Annotated in this window: 17 protein-coding genes; 10 read left to right on the top strand and 7 right to left on the bottom strand. The window is 71.9% G+C overall.

Going from position 1 to position 18,703, the window contains the following annotated elements; translation table 11 throughout:
- Nucleotides 1–155: 155 nt before the first annotated feature.
- From QP089_RS23925 to QP089_RS23915, 3 genes are read left to right on the top strand one after another with little or no spacing between them, the layout of a single operon-like run.
- Nucleotides 156–1,361, top strand: a complete 1,206-nt coding sequence (locus QP089_RS23925; protein WP_285914149.1) for an NAD(P)/FAD-dependent oxidoreductase — start codon at nt 156–158, stop codon at nt 1,359–1,361.
- Nucleotides 1,358–2,287 carry an RNA polymerase sigma-70 factor gene (locus QP089_RS23920; protein ID WP_285914147.1) on the top strand — a complete coding sequence of 310 codons (930 nt, stop codon included), beginning with the start codon at nt 1,358–1,360 and terminating at the stop codon, nt 2,285–2,287. The genes QP089_RS23925 and QP089_RS23920 overlap by 4 nt, the downstream gene beginning before the upstream one ends.
- A complete protein-coding gene (locus tag QP089_RS23915) occupies nt 2,181–5,021 on the top strand; it encodes an ATP-binding protein (protein ID WP_446474079.1) in 2,841 nt (946 codons plus the stop codon). The genes QP089_RS23920 and QP089_RS23915 overlap by 107 nt, the downstream gene beginning before the upstream one ends.
- A gap of 186 nt (nt 5,022–5,207) precedes the next feature.
- On the opposite strand, the gene QP089_RS23910 is transcribed toward QP089_RS23915, so the two are convergent.
- Both QP089_RS23910 and QP089_RS23905 read right to left on the bottom strand, forming a co-directional pair.
- Nucleotides 5,208–7,553 carry an ABC transporter permease gene (locus QP089_RS23910; protein WP_285914146.1) on the bottom strand — a complete coding sequence of 782 codons (2,346 nt, stop codon included), beginning with the start codon at nt 7,551–7,553 and terminating at the stop codon, nt 5,208–5,210.
- A gap of 145 nt (nt 7,554–7,698) precedes the next feature.
- The gene (locus tag QP089_RS23905; protein WP_285914145.1) at nt 7,699–8,445 is read right to left on the bottom strand and encodes an ABC transporter ATP-binding protein; all 747 of its coding nucleotides are present in this window, start codon (nt 8,443–8,445) and stop codon (nt 7,699–7,701) included.
- A gap of 142 nt (nt 8,446–8,587) precedes the next feature.
- On the opposite strand from QP089_RS23905, the gene QP089_RS23900 reads away from it, so the two are divergent.
- A complete protein-coding gene (locus tag QP089_RS23900; protein ID WP_285914144.1) occupies nt 8,588–9,742 on the top strand; it encodes a sensor histidine kinase in 1,155 nt (384 codons plus the stop codon).
- Nucleotides 9,739–10,422, top strand: coding sequence for a response regulator (locus QP089_RS23895; RefSeq protein WP_285914142.1), 684 nt, complete (start codon nt 9,739–9,741; stop codon nt 10,420–10,422). Before QP089_RS23900 ends, QP089_RS23895 begins: the two co-directional genes overlap by 4 nt.
- Nucleotides 10,423–10,678: 256 nt before the next feature.
- Here the strand turns inward: QP089_RS23895 and QP089_RS23890 are convergent, their stop codons facing one another.
- Genes QP089_RS23890 through QP089_RS23870 form a run of 5 tightly spaced genes read right to left on the bottom strand, consistent with a single transcriptional unit; the run spans nt 10,679 to nt 14,843 of the window.
- Complete coding sequence (locus tag QP089_RS23890) at nt 10,679–10,987, bottom strand: antibiotic biosynthesis monooxygenase family protein (RefSeq protein ID WP_285914140.1); 309 nt, start codon at nt 10,985–10,987, stop codon at nt 10,679–10,681.
- Between the two features lie 16 nt (nt 10,988–11,003).
- Nucleotides 11,004–11,777: an enoyl-CoA hydratase/isomerase family protein gene (locus QP089_RS23885; protein ID WP_285914139.1), complete on the bottom strand. Its 774-nt coding sequence runs from the start codon at nt 11,775–11,777 to the stop codon at nt 11,004–11,006.
- The gene (locus tag QP089_RS23880; RefSeq protein WP_285914137.1) at nt 11,774–12,247 is read right to left on the bottom strand and encodes a nuclear transport factor 2 family protein; all 474 of its coding nucleotides are present in this window, start codon (nt 12,245–12,247) and stop codon (nt 11,774–11,776) included. Before QP089_RS23880 ends, QP089_RS23885 begins: the two co-directional genes overlap by 4 nt.
- Complete coding sequence (locus QP089_RS23875; RefSeq protein WP_285914136.1) at nt 12,244–13,701, bottom strand: aldehyde dehydrogenase family protein; 1,458 nt, start codon at nt 13,699–13,701, stop codon at nt 12,244–12,246. Before QP089_RS23875 ends, QP089_RS23880 begins: the two co-directional genes overlap by 4 nt.
- Nucleotides 13,698–14,843, bottom strand: coding sequence for a 3-hydroxyacyl-CoA dehydrogenase family protein (locus tag QP089_RS23870; protein WP_285914135.1), 1,146 nt, complete (start codon nt 14,841–14,843; stop codon nt 13,698–13,700). Before QP089_RS23870 ends, QP089_RS23875 begins: the two co-directional genes overlap by 4 nt.
- A 76-nt stretch (nt 14,844–14,919) precedes the next feature.
- Between QP089_RS23870 and QP089_RS23865 the strand changes: the two genes are divergently transcribed.
- From QP089_RS23865 to QP089_RS23845, 5 genes are all read left to right on the top strand, one after another.
- Complete coding sequence (locus QP089_RS23865) at nt 14,920–15,750, top strand: CoA transferase subunit A (RefSeq protein ID WP_285914134.1); 831 nt, start codon at nt 14,920–14,922, stop codon at nt 15,748–15,750.
- Nucleotides 15,747–16,454, top strand: coding sequence for a CoA transferase subunit B (locus QP089_RS23860; protein ID WP_285914133.1), 708 nt, complete (start codon nt 15,747–15,749; stop codon nt 16,452–16,454). The genes QP089_RS23865 and QP089_RS23860 overlap by 4 nt, the downstream gene beginning before the upstream one ends.
- Nucleotides 16,451–17,014: a carboxymuconolactone decarboxylase family protein gene (locus QP089_RS23855; protein ID WP_285914132.1), complete on the top strand. Its 564-nt coding sequence runs from the start codon at nt 16,451–16,453 to the stop codon at nt 17,012–17,014. The genes QP089_RS23860 and QP089_RS23855 overlap by 4 nt, the downstream gene beginning before the upstream one ends.
- A 38-nt stretch (nt 17,015–17,052) precedes the next feature.
- Nucleotides 17,053–17,667, top strand: coding sequence for a TetR/AcrR family transcriptional regulator (locus QP089_RS23850; protein WP_285914131.1), 615 nt, complete (start codon nt 17,053–17,055; stop codon nt 17,665–17,667).
- 65 nt (nt 17,668–17,732) lie between these two features.
- Nucleotides 17,733–18,650 (top strand): LysR family transcriptional regulator, encoded by a 918-nt coding sequence (locus QP089_RS23845; protein WP_285914130.1) that lies wholly within the window; start codon nt 17,733–17,735, stop codon nt 18,648–18,650.
- The last annotated feature ends 53 nt before the right edge of the window (nt 18,651–18,703 follow it).

The raw sequence follows: 18,703 nt of genomic DNA, 5'->3' as shown, positions 1-18,703 counted from the left end.
GTGCGAGACGCCCGGCACATCGTCGTGCCGGGCGGTCCCTGACGTGGAGGCCGCCCGGCCCGCCCGTGTGTCGCAGGTCACAACGATCTCATGTCACGCGGGAGCGGGCTGCTTGCATCTCGAGGTCGTCCGTACGACGAGGAAGAGGCGCGACGATGAGTGCACAGCGCGAAGGCGGCACGGCGGTCACACCGCATCGGGTTCTGGTCCTGGGGGCCGGGTATGCGGGCATGGCGGCGGCGGTGCAGCTCGGGGCCCGGCTCAAGGGGCGCGAGGACGTGCAGGTCACGCTGGTGAATCCCCAGGAACGATTCGTTGAGCGGCTGCGGCTGCCGATGACGGCGACCGGGCAGCAGGTCGAGGAGATGCACATCACCGAGTTGCTGGAGGGCACGGCCGCCCGGTTTGTGCGCGGCTGGGTGACGGCGGTGGACGCGGACGCCAGGCTCGTGCGGATCGACGACGATCGGGAGCTGCACTACGACACGCTGGTGTACGGACTGGGCAGCGTGGCCGACACGGCCGCGGTCCCCGGCGCCGAAGACCACGCGCACACGCTCGACAACGTCCAGGACGTCGAGGTGCTGGCCGACCGGCTGGCCCGGCTGGACCGCGGCACGGTGGTGGTCGGCGGCAGCGGATTGACCGGCGTCGAGTCGGCGGCCGAGATCGCCGAGCGGTACCCGCGGCTGACCGTGGTCCTGCTGGGCCGGCAGGAGCCGGGGGCGGCCATGGCCGCCAAGCCCAGGGCGTACCTGCGGGCCGCACTCGAGCGGCTGGGGGTCGAGGCGCGCGTCGGGGTCGCGGTCAAGGTGCTGCCGGACGGGGTCGAGCTGGCCGACGGGGAGCTGGTCGCCGCGGATGTCGTCCTGTGGACGAGCGGCACGCGGATGTCGCCGCTGGCCGCGGCCGCGGGCTTGGCCGTGGACGAACGCGGCCGGATCCTCACCGACGCCGCGCTGCGGTCGGTGTCGCACCCGCAGGTGTACGCCGTGGGCGACGCCGCCGCGATCCGCCAGGGCTACGGCGTCATGCACGGCACCTGCCAGAGCGGCATGCCGACCGGGGTGCACGCCGCACTGTCGATCGTTCGCGAATTGAACGGCAAACAGCCCAAGCCGTTCCGCTTCGGCTACTACCACACGCCGGTCAGCCTGGGACGGCGCGACGGGGTCGTCCAGTTCACCCACCCCGACGACAGCCCCCGGCGTGTGCATCTGACCGGCCGCATGGCGGCACGGTACAAGGAGACGGTGACCGCCTCGCCCTGGCCGACCTACCGCCGCATGAAGAAGATGCCCGTATCCGGCGCGTTCTGGCCCCGCGGGGGGCGCTTCACCCGCAGCGGGAGCGCCCTGTGACCCACCCATCCCCGCACCGCGACCAGCAGGTGTTCAACCAGTACCGGGACCTGCTGTTCTCGGTGGCCTACCGCGTCCTCGGCACCGCGGCCGACGCCGAGGACGCGGTCCAGGACGCCTGGATCAAGTGGTCCGCCGCCGACCGCTCTCAGGTGGCCGACCCCAAGGCGTATCTGGCGCGGATCGTGTCGAATCTGGCGCTGGCCAGGCTGCGTTCCACCCGGCACCAGCGCGAGACCTATGTGGGCCCGTGGCTGCCCGAACCCATCCTGACCAGCGGCGACACCGCGGACGACATCACGGCCGCCGAGTCGGTGTCGATGGCGATGCTGGTGGTGCTGGAGACGCTGAGCCCGATCGAGCGCGCGGTGTTCGTGCTGAAGGAGGTGTTCGACTTCAGCCATGCCGAGATCGCCGCGGTGGTCGAGCGCTCCGAAGCCGCGGTACGGCAGGCCGCACACCGCGCGCGCGATCACGTGCAGGCCCGGCGGCCACGCTTCACCGTGGACAGGGTGCGCCAGCGCGAGATCACCGAGCGGTTCCTCGCCGCGGCGGTCGGCGGTGACATCAACTCCCTCATGGACCTGCTGTCCCCGGACGTCACGCTGTGGACCGACGGTGGCGGCAAGGTCCGCCAGGCCCTGCGTCCGGTGGAGGGTGCGACGACCGTGTCCACCTGGTTCGCGGGCATCGGCCAGGTCACCTACCAGGGCGTCGAGCCCGCGGACATGAAGGCCGAACTCGTAGAGATCAACTGCGGCCCCGGCATGGTGTTCAGCGGCCCGGACCGAGTGATCGCCACTGTCACCTTCGACTTCGATGCCGACGGCCGCATCACCGCCATCCACAACGTCGCCAACCCCGACAAACTCCATGCCATCGCTGACGGGACCACCCGTCACCTCGGCACGGAGACGGGGGAATGACGGCCCCGTGACGACGATGTTCGGCAGGGCCTCCGAACGGGCGGAGCTGGACCGGATCCTCGCCGGAGTGCGTACGGGCGTGAGCGCTGCGCTGGTGGTGCGGGGTGAGGCGGGTATCGGCAAGTCGGCCTTGCTGGACTATGCCGCGGCGTGTGCGGACGGTTTGCGTGTCTTGCGCGGGGTGGGTGTGGAGTCCGAGGCGGAGTTGCCGTTCTCGGCGTTGCATTTGTTGTTGCGTGGTGAGCTGGGTCGGGTGGGGGCGTTGCCCGCGCCGCAGGCGGCGGCGTTGCGTGGGGCGCTGGGTCTTGCTTCGGCTGATGGCCGTGACCGGTTCTTGATCGGGCTCGCGGTGTTGTCGTTGCTGGCCGAGCTGGCTGAGGACGCGCCGGTGTTGTGCCTGGTCGACGACGCCCAATGGCTCGACCGCGCTTCGGCCGAGGCGTTGCTGTTCGCCGCCCGCCGACTCGGCGCCGACAAAATCGGGATGGTGCTCGCGGCCCGCGCGGAGTCGGGCTGGCAGGCCGCGGGACTGCCCGAACTCTGGATGGCCCCGCTGCCCGCTGAGGACGCGGCCGACATGATCGCGGCGCTGCCCGGCGCGGCGCGGCTGCCGCTTCCGGTACGGGACCAGGTGCTGGACCAGGCCCAGGGCAATCCGCTCGCCTTGATCGAGCTGGCCCGTGCGCTGGGAGCGCGCGGGCATGCCGTCCCCGTCTCCGCCATGGATCCCGGCCCGGTCGCAGGCCGGGTGCTCGCCGCGTTCCAGGACCGGATCGGCCTCCTGCCGGAGGCCGCCAGGACCGGGCTGTCGGTCGTCGCCGCCGACGACACCGGAGACCTCGGGACCGTGCTGGCGGCCGCCGGTTCGCTCGGCGCCGGGCTGGACGACCTGCGGCCCGCCGAAGACGCGGGGCTGATCGAGCTCGGCGCGGGCACGGTCCGGTTCCGGCATCCGCTCGTCCGCGCCGCCGCGTACCAGGGTGCGCCGGTGACCGTACGGTTCGCCGCGCACCGGGTGCTCTCGGCGGTGTTCGGCGCGGCGGGGGACGTCGATCGGCGGGCCTGGCATCTTGCCGCGGGCGCGATCGGGCTGGATGAGGAGACGGCGGCCGGGCTCGCCGCGGTCGCCGCCGGTGCCCGAGCGCGCGGCGGGCAGGCCGCGGCGGCGACCGCCTACGAACGGTCCGCCCAGCTCAGCCCCGACGCCGGGGCACGCGGACGCCGGCTGGCGGCGGCGGCGCAGGCCGCGGTGGACGCCGGGTTGTTGGATCGTGCCGGGGAACTCGCCGACCAGGCCCGGTCGCTGATCGACGATCCGGGCACGCTCGCGGAGCTGGCGCAGGTTCGGGCGGCGGTGGAGTTCGAGCGGGGCTCCCCGCGGCGGGCCGCGAGGATACGGTTCGAGGGCGCCGCCCACGCACCGGACCGGGAGGCCGAGGCGGCCATGTTGGTCGAGGCCGTCCGCGAGGCCTGGTACGGCCGGGACGAGGAGACCGCCGGGAGCGCGGCCGCCCGGCTCGCCGAACTCGCGCCGGCCGTCGGCGCCGAACTGCGGCCGCTGGTCGACTGCGCCATCGGGCTGGCCGCCTTGCTCGCGGGCGACGGCGCCCGCGGCTGGTCGGCCATCAGCGCCGCGCTGCGGGAGGTGCGCTCGGGTACGTACGCGCCGCCTTCGCGGATGCGGCTGGCCGAGGGGGCGCTGGTGATGGGCGACGATGAGGCGGTCGGTGAGCTGGCCTCCTCGGTGGTGGCGGCGTGCCGCGACCGGGGCGTCATCGCGGTGCTGCCGCTCGCACTGCTGACCTATGCCTCGGCCTTGCAGTTCCTCGACCGGCACGACGAGGCGCAGATCGCCTGCGCCGAGGCGCTGAGCCTCTCGTCGCACACCGGCCAGCCGCACAGGGCCTGGCACCTGCACGGGATCCTGGCCCGCATCGCCGCCGTGGCGGGCGACGAGGAACGGTGCCGCGAACATGCCGCGGCCGCCTGCACGGCGCAGGACAGCTCGCCGCCCGTGGCGTGGGCGCGATGCTCGCTCGGTCTGCTGGAGCTGGGCCTGGGCCGAATGGAGAACGCATTCGCCCACCTCGAGTCGGCGATGGCGGCGGGGAGCGGGCACACCGTCATCTCCGGTTTCGCCATCCCGGATCACGTCGAGGCGGCCGTGGCGACGGGCCGCGTGGACGCGGCGCGTCGGTCGCTCCCGCGCTTCGCGGACTTCGCGGCGCACTGCGGGCAGCCGTGGGCGGCGGCGGTGATGCTCCGGTGCCGTGCCCTGCTCGCCTCGCCGGACACCGCCGAGGAGTACTTCGCGGCGGCCGTGCGGCGGCACCGCGAGGGCGGCCGACCGCTGGAGCGGGCGCGTACGGAACTGCTGTACGGGGAGTGGCTGCGCCGGGAAAGGCGGCGGGCCGAGGCGCTGACCCTGCTGCGTTCCGCGTCGCAGATCTTCGAGCGGGTCGGCGCGGCCGGCTGGGCGGCGCGGGCCCGCGAGCAGCTGCGGGGCGCGGGGGAGGGCGATCCGGCACGGGAGCTCCCGGCCGATCCGCTCGCGGCGCTGACACCCCAGGAACGACAGGTCGTCAGGCTGGCCGCCACTGGGCTGACCAACCGTGAGGTGGCCGCACAGCTGTTTCTGAGCCATCGCACTGTCGGTTTCCATCTCAACAACGCCTTCCCCAAGCTGGGCATCGCGTCCCGTACCGAGCTGACCCGCCTGGCCCTCGAACAATGAAGATCCATGGTCAGCACGAGCAGGGCGCACTCGTAGACAGGGAGACGGCGTCCCTGTATTGAGGGAAAACGCCGGAATGCCGACCTCCCGAGGGCACCAGCCGGGGAGGTCGGCATTGGCGGTCTTGCCGCGCCGTGCAGTGCCCGGCACCGCTTTTGCTGCGGCGACCGGCGGCTCTGCTCGGTCCTACTCGGTCCGCAGCGCGGTGGCGGTCCGGGTCCGTGCCGCCCAGTTGGCTGGCAGCAGTGCCCCGAGCAGGGCGATCACGATCCCGCCGGCCAGCAGGGGGATGAGCAGCCCGGCGGTGTAGACGTGGGACACGCTCGGCGGCAGGTGCCGGCCGATCGCGTCCCCCATCGGGGTCAGCGTCGCCTTCTCCACCGCGACCCCGAGCGGCACCCCGATCAGCCCGGCGACCAGGCCGGTGAGCGTCACCGAGGCCAGAACCATCGCGATGGTCTGCTTGGGCGTCATCCCGAGGGCCTTGAAGATCCCCAGATCATGAACCCGCTCCCGGGTGTCCTGCACGACCATGCTCAGTACCCCGAGCGCGGCCACCGCGATCAGCATCAGCGTGAGCGTGGCCACCAGGGCGCCCATGGTGATCACCACGATGTTCTCGCCCCCGTCCGAGTTCGGCTGGACCGAGGCGTTCAGCGGGGTCAGCGCGGCGGCGGCCGAGGTGGACCAGTCCGATCCGTTGACGTTCGAGGCCAGCTCGACGTTGAACTGGTCGATGTGCGGGGTCAGTCCGGCGGCGGTGAAGGTGGCCGCATCCGTCATGGCCGTGTAGTCGCCCATGTTGGTGTTGAAGTTGATGCCGACGACCTTCAGTGACAGTCGCCTGTTCTGCTGCACCACGGTGACGTTGTCACCGACGTGGATTCCCACCGCCGTGGCCAGCTTGTCGCCGACCACGGCCTCGCCGGGCGCCGAGTACCAGCGGCCGGACAGCAGCTCCAGGTGCGTCCAGGAGAAGTCGCCGGTGACCGTGAACACCGTCGTCGGTTCGCCGCCGGGCGGGCCGCCGACCATGGTCGCGCCGCTGTCGCCCCAGCCGAAGGCGGCCTTCGTACCCGGGGTCTTGGCGAGCGCGGCGGCCACCTTGGCGGCATCCAGGTGATGGTGGCGCGGGTCGTTGGGGCCGTAGAGACCCCACGGCGCGCCTACGTCGGCCGTGGGTATCACGATCTTCGACGCTTCGCTGAAGCCTGAGGTGCTGGTGTCCAGGTACTCGTTGAACCCGGACTCCAGCCCCACCGCGAACGTGGCACTCACCACGCCGAACAGCACCGCCGCACCGACCAGTACGGCCCGGGCCGGCCGGGCGATCGGCTGGGCCAGCCCCAACGACATGGCCCGGGGCAGCGGCAGCCGCGAGGCCAGACGCTGCGCCGTCCGACCGTCCCCGGCCTTGGGGGCGCGGCCGACCACCAGAGCCCGCACCGTCGGCATCCGGCCGGCTCTCAGTGCCGGGATCAAAGCCGTGGTGCCGACGATCAGCAGGGTGCCCAGCGGCACCACGGCGCTGACCCACAACGGAATCGTGGCACTGGCCGCGCCGAGCTGCTGGGTGGCCCCGTCCAGGATCGGCACCGCCAGGAGGTTGCCGAAGACCGTGCCGAGCACCAGGCCGAGCGTCGCCGGGATCATGGCCTGCGCGGTGTAGGCGCGGGCCACCTGCGAAGGGGTGAAGCCCAACGACTTCAGAATCCCGATGCGCCGGATTCCCGAGGCCACGGCCCCGCTGACCACGATCGAGATGATCAGCACCGACAGGAACAGCCCGAGGATCCCGAAGGCGACCAGGAACGGCACGTAGGCCTTGGCGTTCCCGGTCGCCTGCTGCTCCGCGGTCAGGTACGACTGTCCGGCCTCGACCGCGCCGGCCGGCGCGGCGGCGGCCACCGCCCGCTTGTCGGTGGCGATGTCGGCGTCGGTCCCGGCCTTGGCGAACCGGTAGAGCATCTGTACGTCCGACTTGGCGCCGGCAGCGGTGAGCCGCGCGAAACCGTCGGTGGTGGCGAAGGCGGTCGCGCTGTTGGTCACCGAGTCGGCGAAGCCGACGACCTTGAACGACGGCTTGCCCGGCAGGGAGGAGAACACCACCGAACCGCCGAAGCAGCCGGCGGCATAGTGATCCCGCGGCAGGGCGATCTCGCCCGGGCTCGTCGGCCAGCGCCCCTGGGTCAGCGCCAGCTGGTCCATCCCGGAGGTGCCACCCAGGTCGGGCCGGGTGGTGACGGTGATCGGACCGTTGTCGTGACCGGCGAGATCCTTCTTGGGGCAGTCCGTGCCGACGGTCGTGTCCAAGGCGGCGGCAATCGGGTACGGTCCGGCCGCCTCGGTGACGCCGGCGGCATGAGCGGTGGCGGTGGCCTGCGCCGCCGTGACCTTCGAACCGTCGAACTGGACCGCCAGGTGCGCCCCGTTCCGAGCACTGAAAGCGTGCTCGAACGGGGCCTGCACGACAGCCAGCAGGCCGAGGGAGAGTACTGAGGACGTCACCGCGGCGAACGTCGTCAGGGCCATGACGAGGGACTGGACCCGGCGCCGGCCCACGCCGGAGCGTACGACCTTGCCCAAGGCGCTCACCGGCTCACCGCCGGCAGCAGGCGGGCCATGGCATGGAATCCGACCTCGAAGAGGCGCCGGGGCATCGGCGGCTCGCGCAGTGTCATCCGACCGCTCCCGCCGGACGGGTCAGCGGCGTGCGGGCGGCCGGGCCGGCACCGCTGCCGCCGTTGATGACGTCCCGCTCGACCGCGCCGTCCACCAGCTCGATCGTGCGGCGCGCGGTGCTCACGGCCAGCTGCGCATCGTGGGTCACCAGCAAGATGGTCTGGCCCTCGCTGTTCAGATCCAGCAGCAGCCGGCGCACGCCCTCGGCCGAGTTCGAGTCCAGCGCGCCGGTGGGCTCGTCGGCCAGCAGCAGCGCGGGCTTGTTCATCAGGGCCCTGGCCACCGCCACCCGCTGCCGTTGCCCGCCGGACAACCGCTGCGGGTAGGCGCCCGCATGCCGGTCGATGCCCAGCGAGCCGAGCAGTTCGATGGCCCGCCGCCGGGCCTCATCCTTGCCCATCCCGGCCAGCTGCGCCGGAACCATGACGTTGTCCAGCACGGTCAGGTCGTCGAGCAGATTGAAGAACTGGAAGATCATGCCGATCGAGGCCCGGCGGTACTTCGCCGAACCGGTCTCACCGAGCTGATCGACGCGGGTGCCGTTGACGGTCACTGTGCCGCTGGAGGGCCTGTCCAGGCCGGCGATCAGATTCAGCAGCGTGGACTTCCCGCTGCCGGAATGGCCGAGGATCGCCACGCACTCACCGGACGCTACGGACAAGGTCACACCGGCCAGCGCGGGCGGGCCGTCGTCGTATTTCTTCGTCGTGTCGCGAAGATCGATCAGCGGTGCATTCGTCATGTCCACGAACCTAGGAACGGAACGCCATCCGTCGCGTCGGCCGGTGGGTGTCACCGTATCCCCAGGCCATCGGCCCGGCGGTGTACCGGCGTACATCCCCGGGGCGACGCGAAGAGCCGACTCCGCTGAATACGATCTCCGCATGGAAGAGCTTCTCCAGCGACTCTCGACGTCGAAGTGCGTGACCTGGCTGACGGCTCAGGCCGTGGTGCTGGCCACCGCCTGCTTCTACGCGCTGATGCTCGCCTGGACGATGCCGGCCTCTCGGACCGGGCTCTTCTTCGTGCTCGCCCTTCCGGTCCTGCTCGTGCGCCGTCTGCCTGCGGTGGTCTTCGCGGCGGTCCTGGGCGAAGCAGTGCTCGGCGACATCTTCGGCGCGCGGCCCTCGATCGTGTTCGTCCTGCTCGTCGCCTTGGGCGGGTACCTCGCTGTCCGGCGGCCGAAGGCCGCCGCCGTCGGTTCCGTCGCGGCCGTCGCGGCCGCGTTCGTCAACGTCACCCACATCCCCGGGGAGACCGTCAGCGACGCGGCCCAGTTCGCCGGGGGCCTCGCGTTGTGTTTCGCGGTCGCGTGGGTCTTCGGAGGGGTGTATCGCAAACGCCGTGAATACCTCGAAGCCCTGGACGAGCAGGCGGCGGTCCGCGCCGTCCTGACCGAGCGGCTGCGGATCGCCCGCGAACTGCACGACAGCGTCGCGCACAGCATCGGGATCATCACGGTGCTGTCGGGAGCGGCGTCACGGGTCGTTCAGACCAAGCCCGAGCAGACGCGGCAGGCGCTGACCGGCATCGAGACCACCAGCCGGGAGACGCTGCTCGAGCTGCAGCGCATGCTCGGGGCGCTACGCCGCGCCGAGCCCGACGACGCCATGCCGCAGGACGCTCCGCTGGCGCCGGCCGGCAGCCTGGCCGACGTCCCGCAGCTCGCCGAACGCACGGCCGACGCCGGGGTGCGGGTCCACGTGACCTGGCGGGGCGAGCGGCGTCCGCTGCCGCCGGAGATCGAACTGTCGGCGTTCCGGATCATCCAGGAGTCGGTGACGAACGTGGTGCGGCATTCCGGGGCGCGGACGTGCCGGGTCGCGGTCGGTTACGAGCCGGAAGGAGTGACGATCGAGGTGGTGGACGACGGGGACGACGATCTCGGCGGGCCGGGCGGTCGGAGGCTCACCGCGGCCGGCGGGAGCGGCTTCGGCCTGCTCGGCATGCGCGAGCGAGTGACGTTGCTGTCCGGCCAGTTCAGCGCCGGCCGGCGTCCGGAGGGCGGGTTCCGGGTGACGGCGAGGCTCCCGGCATGAGCGTGCGGGTGCTGCTGGTCGATGACCAGCCGCTGCTGCTGGTCGGGCTCGCGATCCTGATCGGCGACACCGACGACCTGGAGGTGGTCGGCGAGGCCGGCGACGGCCGCGAGGCGGTGCGCCTGGTGCGTGAGCTGCGTCCGGACGTCGTGGTGATGGACATCCGGATGCCGGGCATGGACGGGATCGAGGCGACCCGGCAGGCGACCGCCGAGCCGGACCCGCCCAAGGTGCTGGTGCTGACGACCTTCGACGACGACGAGTACGTCTACGGCGCGCTGCGCGCCGGGGCCAGCGGATTCCTGCTCAAGAGCATGGCTTTGGACGCGATCCTGGACGCGATCCGCGTGGTGGCGGCCGGCGACGCGCTGATCGCGCCGAGCGTGACCCGACGGCTGATCGCGGACTTCGCCGGAGCGTCCGACCGTCCGGCTCCCGAACCGGACGCCGAGCCCGCCGCGGACTCGCGTCTCATCGCGGAGATCACCGACCGGGAGCGCGAGGTGCTGGCACTGGTCGGACAGGGACTGTCGAACACTGAGATAGCCGAGCGGCTGGTGATCAGCGCGGCGACGGCGAAGACTCATGTCGCGCGCCTGTTCGCCAAGCTCGAGGCCCGGGACCGCGTCCACCTGGCGATCATCGCCTTCGAGGCCGGACTCGCACCACGTGGACGGTAGGGCGGGATCAGAAGAACGATCGCCGACCACGGGTCCGCCGCGTTCGGAGACGCGCCAACTCATCCACCTGGCCGCAGCCATCTTCTTCGTGCTCGGCGGCGCGGCGGGGTCGGCAGGCTGGCGCGCCCCGTATGGCTCTACGCGGTGGGGTTGCTGATCGCACCGGCTGCTCATGTCCCGCCGCACGGCCTTGGTATCCGCCTCTCTGGAATGAGGCGGCGACGCCGCCGGCGAACTCGGAGACTCGCCGGCGGCTTCAGTTGAGGTGATCGAGGTCGGGTTCAGCCTCGTAGTGGGTGACGGCCGGAGCGGACGCGAAGAACTCGCCCACGGCGCCGCGCCATTCCTGGAACAGCGGTGATTCCCGGAAGCCGACGGTGTGGGATTCGAGCGTTTCCCAGCCGACGAGAAGAAGGTAGGTCCCGGGGTTCTCGATCTGGCGGACGAGCCGGGCCCAGTGGTAGCCGTCGGCCTGGGCGATGGCACGGTGGCCGCGCGTGAAGGCTTCCTCGAACTCCTTCTCGCGTCCGGGGACGATGCTGAGCTCGGCGTGTTCGACGACCATGGGTTCCTCCAGGTGATCAGTGAGCCTCAGTGAATCGCGGCCGGCGTTTCTCGGTGAAGGCGGCCACCCCTTCGGCGTGTTCGGGGCTGCGGGCGGCGGTGCCCTGGGCGTCGGCTTCGGCGGCGAGGACTTCGGCGGCGGGGGAGTGGGCGGCCAGGTGGAAGACGCGCTTGGTCAGCGCGAACGCTGTTGCGGGCCCGTCGGCCAGGGTTTCGGCGCGGGCCTGGGCCTCGGTGGCGAGATCGCCGGCGGGGACGACCGCGTTGATCAGACCGAGGCCGAGAGCCTCGCGCGCGTCCAGGGGACGTCCGGAGGTGGCGAGTTCGTAGGCGCGGGCGTGGCCGAGCGCGCGGACCAGCACGCTGGACAGCCCGGTGTCGGGGACCAGGCCGACGTTGCCGAAGGCGCAGGTGAAGCGGGCTTCCTCGGCCGCGAGGATCAGGTCGCAGACCAGGGCGAGGCCCATCCCGGCGCCGACGGCGAGGCCGTTGACCGCCGCGATCACCGGCTTGCCCATGCCCGTGATCGCGGTGACCAGCGGGTTGTAGGTATCGCGGACGGTCGCGCCGGCGTCGTCCAGTTCGTGCCGGGCGGCGAGGTCCTGTCCGGCGCAGAAGGCGCGTCCGGTCCCGGTGAGGACGACGCACCGGACGGCCGGGTCGTCACCGGCCCGGTTCAGGGCCTCCAGGAGGGCGCGGCGGGTGGGCTCGTCCAGGGCGTTGAGCCGGTCGGGCCGGTTGATGACGACCCATTCGACCATGCCCTTCCGTTCGATGGTCACGCTGTTCACGGGGCGGTCTCCTCGGCGGGCGTGTGGACGGCGCTGTGCTCGGCGCCGTGACAGGAATAGCCGCGCTCGGCGTAGGGGAAGCCGTCGAGTTCGGTGTCGCGGTCGTCGTGCTGGCGGTAGTAGGAGCGGATCTCGCTGATGCGGCCGTCCGGGGCGAAGGCGAACCATTCGGCGCCTCGGGTCGCCACCCGCCGGCCGGAGCGGGGCGGCGTCCAGAACATCGTCCATTCGATGACGGCCTCGCCGGTGCCGTCGAGGAGGTGGTCGACGATCCAGACGGCATCGATGAGGCGGTGCACCTTGCGCCAGTACCGGGCCAGGTGCTCGCCGCCGTGCACCGCTGCGGAACCGGGGTTCGGAGCGAGGAACCAGTGGACGACGTCGTCGGCGAGCGTGGCGCGCATCAGCCCGGCGTCCCCGGTGCTGCAGCCGTTGTAGTAGCGGGCGATGGTGTCCAGGTGACCGGTCATCGCTGGATCGCCTTGGTCTCGACGAACTCGTCGATGCCGTGGCGCCCGAACTCGCGGCCGATGCCCGACTTCTTGTAGCCGCCGAACGGCGCGGCGGGGTTGAAGGCGGCGCCGTTGACGTCGACCTGCCCGGTGCGGATGCGGCGGGCGACCGCCAGGGCGTGCTCCTCGTCGGCGCTCCACACGCCTCCGGCCAAACCGTAGGGGCTGTCGTTGGCGATGGCGACGGCCTCGTCCTCGGAGCCGAACGGGATGATCGTCAGGACGGGACCGAAGATCTCCTCCTGGGCGATGCGGGAGGCGTTGTCGACGTCCGCGAAGATCGTCGGCCGTACGTAGAAGCCGTCGGTGAGCCCGTCGGGCGGGGTGTCGCCGCCGAGGACGAGCTTGCCGCCCTCACTCTGGCCGAGCCGGATGTAGTCCCGGACGGTGGCCTGCTGCCGGGCGGAGGCCAGGGGGCCGAGCCGGGTGGACGGGTCGAGCGGGTGGCCGACGGTGAGCCGCTCGGCGGCGGCGCGGGCGAGGTCGACGGCCTCGTCATGGAGTTCGCGGGGGACGAGCATGCGGGTCCACGCCGAGCAGGTCTGCCCGGAGTTGAGGAACGCGTTGCCGACACCGGTCTTCACGGCGCGGCCCAGGTCGGCATCGGGCAGGACGATGTTAGCGGACTTGCCGCCGAGTTCCAGGGAGACGCGGGTGATGTTCGCCGCGGCGGCCCGCATGATCTTGGTGCCGACCGCGGTGGAGCCGGTGAAGGAGACCGCGTCCACGCCCGGGTGCCCCGCCAGCGCCTCGCCGACCCGTGAGCCCGGCCCCGGCACGAGGTTGAACAGTCCGGCCGGCAGCCCGAGGCGGCCCGCGACCTCGGCGAACGCGTCGGCGAACGCGAACGCGGCGAGCGGTGCGACTTCGGCTGGCTTGGCCACCACGGCGCATCCGGCCGCGAGCGCGCCGCCGACCTTGGCCACGAGCTGGTGCAGCGGGTAGTTCCACGGCGTGATCGAGGCGACGACGCCCACCGGCTCGCGGACGAGCAGGGAGTTGCCCGTCTCGTCCTCCCACGCATAGGCCGGGACAGTGTCGGCGAAGGCGTTCAGCACCGACACCGGCAGCCCGACCTGGATGCGCTGGGAGATCTTCAGCGGCGTGCCCACCTCCAGGCTGATGACCCGCGCGATGGCGTCCTGGCGCTCGGCGAGCGCGGTGGCCAGAGCGCGCAGCACCTGCGCCCGGTCGGCCGGGCTGCTCCCCGCCCACGCGTCGGCGGCCGAGCGGGCGGCGGCGACCGCGGCGTCGACATCGCCGGGTGCGGCCTCCGGAACGTGCCCGAGCACACCGCCGGACGCCGAGTCGATCACTTCCCTGGTGGCACCGCCCGCCTCGCGCCAGGTGCCTCCCACGTAGATGGAGTCGCGTTCGGTGAGGGCTGCGTCGGGAGCCGGGAAGTCGCTCATGTCGTGCTCCTTGTCGTGGGCGTGTGGTCGTGGAAGCCGCGTCCGCTCTTGCGGCCGAGGTGCCCTTCGGCGGCGAGGCGCAGCAGCCCGTCCGCCGGGCGCAGCCGCGGTTCTCCGAAGGCTTCGTGCAGCGATGTCTGCGCGGCGGCGGTGACGTCGGTGCCGATGAGATCGATCAGCTCGAACGGGCCCATCGGGTGGCCCAGCGCCTCGCGCATGAGCGCGTCGGCCTCGGCGGCGGTGAACGCGCCCGCGTCGAGCAGGCGCACGGCGTCGTTGAGATAGGGGATCAGCAGCCGGTTGACGATGAATCCGCGCTGGTCGCCGCACCGCACCGGAACCTTGCCGATCCGGTGCACCCAGGCGCGGGCCGTGCTGACGGCGGCCTCGTCCTCGCCGACCACTTCGACGAGCTTCATGGCCCTCGCCGGGTTGAAGAAGTGCAGCGCGATCACGATGCGGCGGGCGGGAAGCCCGGCGCGAAGCTCACCGACGGTGAGGGACGAGGTGTTGGTGGCCAGTACGGCCGTCTTCGGCAGGACTGCGTCCAGGCGGCGCAGCAGTTCCCGCTTCGCATCGGCCTGTTCCGTGACGGCCTCGATGACGTGACCGCAGCCGGTCAGGTCTCCGGGCTCGGTGGTGACGGTCAATGCGTCCAGCGCGCGGCGGTGCTCCTCCTCGGCGAGCCGTCCTTTGGCGACTGCCGTCTCCAGGCTCGCCGAGACCGCTGCCCGCAACCGTTCGACGGAGGACTGCGAGCGTCCGAGCACCGTGGTCGGCACTCCGGCCCGCACCAGCGCCTCGGCGATACCGGTCGCCATCGTCCCTGTTCCGGCGATGCCGACCGGGTGGTCGGGTGCGTCCCGCCCGGCGTCCTCGGCCACCGGTGCGGAGCCCGGGCCGGGAGGTTCGGGAAGGCCCACGCGGTCGCGGAGTTCGGGGCCGAGTTCGCGGAGCAGTGCGAGGGGGCCGACGGGGTGGCCGGCGCCCAGGCGCATCGCGGTGTCGATGTCGTCTGGCGCGGCGAACCCCGACCCGGCCATGGCGACCGCGTCCCGCAGCAGCCCTGCGGCCAGGGACAGGGCGGCGAGCCGGGTGCCGTCCGCATCGGCCGGATCGGCCGGGATGAAATCCTGTGACATGTTATCTACCTTCCGGACGGTAGGTAACGTAAGGTGACGAGCGGCACCGTGTCAAAGCCGCATCGAAAGGACGAAGATGGCCATCGACCTGGCACCCGGCGCAGAGCCGGGCGTCTCCGACCTGAGCAAGGTCGTCCCCGATCCACGACGCTCGGTGGCCGACATTCCCGACGGCGCCGTCCTGGCCGTCGGGGGATTCGGTTCCTGCGGCATCCCGAGCCTGCTCATCGACGCTCTCCGCCGCGCGGGACGGCGCGGGCTCCACGTGGTGTCCAACAACTGCGGCATCGACGGCTGGGGCCTCGGCATCCTCCTCGAAGCCGGGCAGATCGACCGGGTCACCGCCTCCTACGTCGGTGACAACAAGGAGTTCGCCCGCCGCTACCTGTCCGGCGAGCTGGAGGTGGAACTCGTCCCGCAGGGCACCCTCGCGGAGCGGCTGCGGGCCGGAGGCGCGGGCATCCCCGCCTTCTTCACTCCCGCCGGCGTCGGCACGCAGATCGCCGAGGGCGGCCTGCCCTGGCGGTACGGCGCGGACGGCACGGTCGCCGCCGCGTCGCCGCCGCGCCGCACGGAGGTCTTCAATGGCCGGGAGTACGTGCTGGAGCACGCCGTCCGCGCCGACTTCGGGCTGGTGCGCGCATGGAAGGGCGACACGCTCGGCAACCTGGTGTTCCGCCGCGCGGCCCGCAACTTCAACCCGCTGTGCGCGATGTCCGGCCGCATCACGATCGCCGAGGTCGAGGAACTGTACGAGCCGGGCGAGATCGACCCCGACGAGGTCCACCTGCCCGGCGTGTTCGTCCAGCGGGTCGTGCCGGTCCCGCCGGACGGCCCCGGAGCCGAGAAGCGCATCGAGAAGCTGACCGAACGCCGGACCGCGCCCTCCACCCGGGAGTCCCGATGAGCCTGACCCGCGAGCAGATCGCCCGCCGCGCCGCGCTGGAGCTGCACACCGGCCAGTACGTCAATCTCGGCATCGGCCTGCCCACCCTCATCCCGGGCGTGCTCCCGCCCGGGGTCCGCGTTCACCTGCACAGCGAGAACGGCATCCTCGGCACCGGCGACTTCCCCGAGCCCGGCGAGGCCGACCCGGACCTGATCAATGCGGGCAAGGAGACCGTCACCGTGCTGCCGGGTGCGGCGTTCTTCGACTCGGCGCTGTCCTTCTCCATGATCCGTGGTGGCCACATCGACGTCGCCGTGCTCGGCGCCATGCAGGTCTCCGCGTGCGGCGACCTGGCCAGCTGGGCGATCCCCGGTGCGATGGTCAAGGGGATGGGCGGCGCGATGGACCTCGTGCACGGCGCGCGCCGCGTGATCGTCACGATGGAGCACCTCACGCGCAACGGCGACCCGAAACTCCTCGAGCACTGCGCGCTTCCGCTCACCGGGGCGCGCGTGGTGCATCGCGTCATCACCGATCTGGCGGTACTCGACGTCACCGCGGACGGGCTCGTCCTGCGCGAAACGGCACCAGGCGTCACCATCGACACCGTCCGTTCGGCCACCGCCTGCCCGCTGACCGTGGCCTCCGACGTCCGGACGATGAACCTGTACGCGGCGCCGCCCGCACCCCGCAAGGGCGAGGACGCGGAGGTGGCTCGGTGAGCGGAAGGCTGCCCGCGCTCGTTCCGGACGACCTTGAGGTCGAGCGGCTCCTGGACCCCTACCGGCTGCCGGACGGCCGTCCGCTGCCGATCTTCCAAGCACTGGCCCACAGCCGCGCCGCGCTGGACGACCTGCGGCGCGCGACGGCGGCCTGCATGAAGGGAACCGCGCTCGACGCGCGCACTCGGGAACTGGCGGTCCTGCGGGTCTGCGCTCGGGTCGGTGCGGAGTCCGAGTGGGCCGTACACGTGGAGATGTTCGCTCGGGAGGCGGGTCTGTCCGATGCCGAGGTCCGAGCGACCACCGCCCCGCCGCACAGCGCGCCCTGGTCGCCGCGCGACCAGCTCGTCCTGGCCGTCGCGGACGAGATCACCGCGACCTCGACGCTCTCCGATGAGCTCTGGGGACGGGTGGCGGCGGCGTTCCCACCCCGGGAGATCGTCGAGCTGCTGCTGGTCGTGACGCAGTACCAGAAGGTCGCGTGCCTGACGAACGCCCTGGGACTGAAGACGCCCCGCGGACTGCCGCGCCTTCCCGACCAGGCGGACACGGCATCATAGAGGGAACGCAGGGGCGGCCCGGGAACGGAGAGCGATCGGTGGCGGACGGACACAAGCGGGGCCCCCGGTTGTCCGGCCCCCTCCGCAAGGCGCAGATCATGCAGGTCGCCGCCGAGCTGTTCGACACCCGCGGCTACCACGAGACGTCCATGGAGGCCATCGCGGAGAAGGTCGGGATCCGCAAGCCGTCGCTGTACTACTACTTCCCCGGCAAGGACGCGCTCCTGGTGCAGATGCACCAGGAGATGATCGACCTGATCATCTCCGCGCAGCAGACCCGTCTGGACGAGGGGGAGCTGGATCCGCGCGGGCTGCTGCTGGCGATGATGACCGACCTGGTGTCGCTCATGGAGACCCACCCCGGCCATTTGCGGATCTTCTTCGAGCACTACCGGGAGCTGCCCGAACCGGTCCGGGAGGAGATCGCCGGAAAGCGCGACCTCTACCAGCGCATGCTGGTGGACGTCCTGGAACGCGGCGTCGAGGACGGCTCCTTCCGCATCGAGAACCCGCGCCTGACCGCGCTGGCGGTCCTGGGCATGTGCAACTGGGCCTACCAGTGGTTCCGGCCCGGTGGCGGACGGACGGCGGCAGAGGTGGCGCGCTACTTCCACGACACCCTGCTCGGCGGGATCGGCACCGGCCCTGCCTGACCGGCCGTCGCAGGGTCGCGCGGACCGGCGGGGCCGCCGCGCCTTCCGCTCGTGAGGGAGCACCGATGAACCTTTCCCGTTACGACCTCAATCTGCTCGTGGCCCTGCGAGCCCTGCTCGAAGAACGGAACGTGACGCGCGCGGGGGAGCGGCTCGGGCTCAGCCAGCCGGCCGCGAGCAACGCGCTGGCCCGCCTGCGCCGCCAGTTCGGCGACGAGTTGCTCGTCCGCTCGGGGCAGTCCATGGAGCTGACGCCGCTCGCGCGGGCGCTGCTGGGCATGGTCACGGCGACGCTCACCATGGCGGAGCGCACCTATGAGATGACCAGCGAGTTCGATCCGGTCGCCAGCACCCGGCGGTTCACGGTCGTCGGGTCCGACTATGGCCTGTCGCTGCTGGCCGCCCCGCTGCGCGAGCTGGACGTCCTCGCTCCGGGCGTGCGCGTCCGGCTCGACATGCTGCGCGCCGAGCATCTGCGCGATCCCGAGGGGCTGCTGCGGCGCGCGGATCTCATGGTCGCTCCCCGCGCGTGGTTGCACGGGTTGCCGGCGGCGCATCTGTCCACGGACGAATGGGTCGGCGTCGTCGATCGCGGCAACCGCGCCGTCCGGGACCGTCTCACCATGGACGAGCTGCGGACGCTCAGGCTGGTCGGCCTGTTCGACGAGCCGCCGGGCGGCGCCCACATCGGCCGGCAGTTGGAAGTGCTCGGCATCGAGTCGAACGGCCGCATCAGCGTGGAGTCGTTCCTGGAGGTGCCGTTCCTCGTCGAGCACACCGAGCGCCTCGGCCTGCTGCCGCGCCGGTTGGCGGAGCGGTCGGCGCGGTCCGCGCACATCCGCCTGGTGGCCCTCCCCTTCGAGGCGGCAGAGCTGGTGGAGATGCTGTGCTGGCATCCCCGCGCCGACCCCGACCCCGGTCACCGCTGGTTCCGCAGCCTCCTGAGCGCCGCGGCCGCCCCTGGCCGGGCATCCGGATCCTGAATTCCCGGCATCACCACAATTGATTTCACTTCAGGGTGGCCTCGGTCTACCTT

It is taken from the genome of Actinomadura opuntiae (assembly GCF_030283205.1).
Taxonomy (GTDB): Bacteria; Actinomycetota; Actinomycetes; order Streptosporangiales; family Streptosporangiaceae; genus Spirillospora.
Note: the sequence above shows the minus strand (reverse complement) of the source record. Positions and strands in the feature narration are given on the sequence as shown.

Bases quoted from the DNA above. Each gene is read 5' to 3' on its own strand.
- QP089_RS23925 (WP_285914149.1), top strand. From the start codon at position 156: ATGAGTGCACAGCGCGAAGGCGGCACGGCGGTCACACCGCATCGGGTT.
- QP089_RS23915 (WP_446474079.1), top strand. From the start codon at position 2,181: ATGCCGACGGCCGCATCACCGCCATCCACAACGTCGCCAACCCCGACA.
- QP089_RS23910 (WP_285914146.1), bottom strand. From the start codon at position 7,553: ATGGCCCTGACGACGTTCGCCGCGGTGACGTCCTCAGTACTCTCCCTC.
- QP089_RS23905 (WP_285914145.1), bottom strand. From the start codon at position 8,445: ATGACGAATGCACCGCTGATCGATCTTCGCGACACGACGAAGAAATAC.
- QP089_RS23900 (WP_285914144.1), top strand. From the start codon at position 8,588: ATGGAAGAGCTTCTCCAGCGACTCTCGACGTCGAAGTGCGTGACCTGG.
- QP089_RS23895 (WP_285914142.1), top strand. From the start codon at position 9,739: ATGAGCGTGCGGGTGCTGCTGGTCGATGACCAGCCGCTGCTGCTGGTC.
- QP089_RS23890 (WP_285914140.1), bottom strand. From the start codon at position 10,987: ATGGTCGTCGAACACGCCGAGCTCAGCATCGTCCCCGGACGCGAGAAG.
- QP089_RS23880 (WP_285914137.1), bottom strand. From the start codon at position 12,247: ATGACCGGTCACCTGGACACCATCGCCCGCTACTACAACGGCTGCAGC.
- QP089_RS23875 (WP_285914136.1), bottom strand. From the start codon at position 13,701: ATGAGCGACTTCCCGGCTCCCGACGCAGCCCTCACCGAACGCGACTCC.
- QP089_RS23870 (WP_285914135.1), bottom strand. From the start codon at position 14,843: ATGTCACAGGATTTCATCCCGGCCGATCCGGCCGATGCGGACGGCACC.
- QP089_RS23865 (WP_285914134.1), top strand. From the start codon at position 14,920: ATGGCCATCGACCTGGCACCCGGCGCAGAGCCGGGCGTCTCCGACCTG.
- QP089_RS23860 (WP_285914133.1), top strand. From the start codon at position 15,747: ATGAGCCTGACCCGCGAGCAGATCGCCCGCCGCGCCGCGCTGGAGCTG.
- QP089_RS23845 (WP_285914130.1), top strand. From the start codon at position 17,733: ATGAACCTTTCCCGTTACGACCTCAATCTGCTCGTGGCCCTGCGAGCC.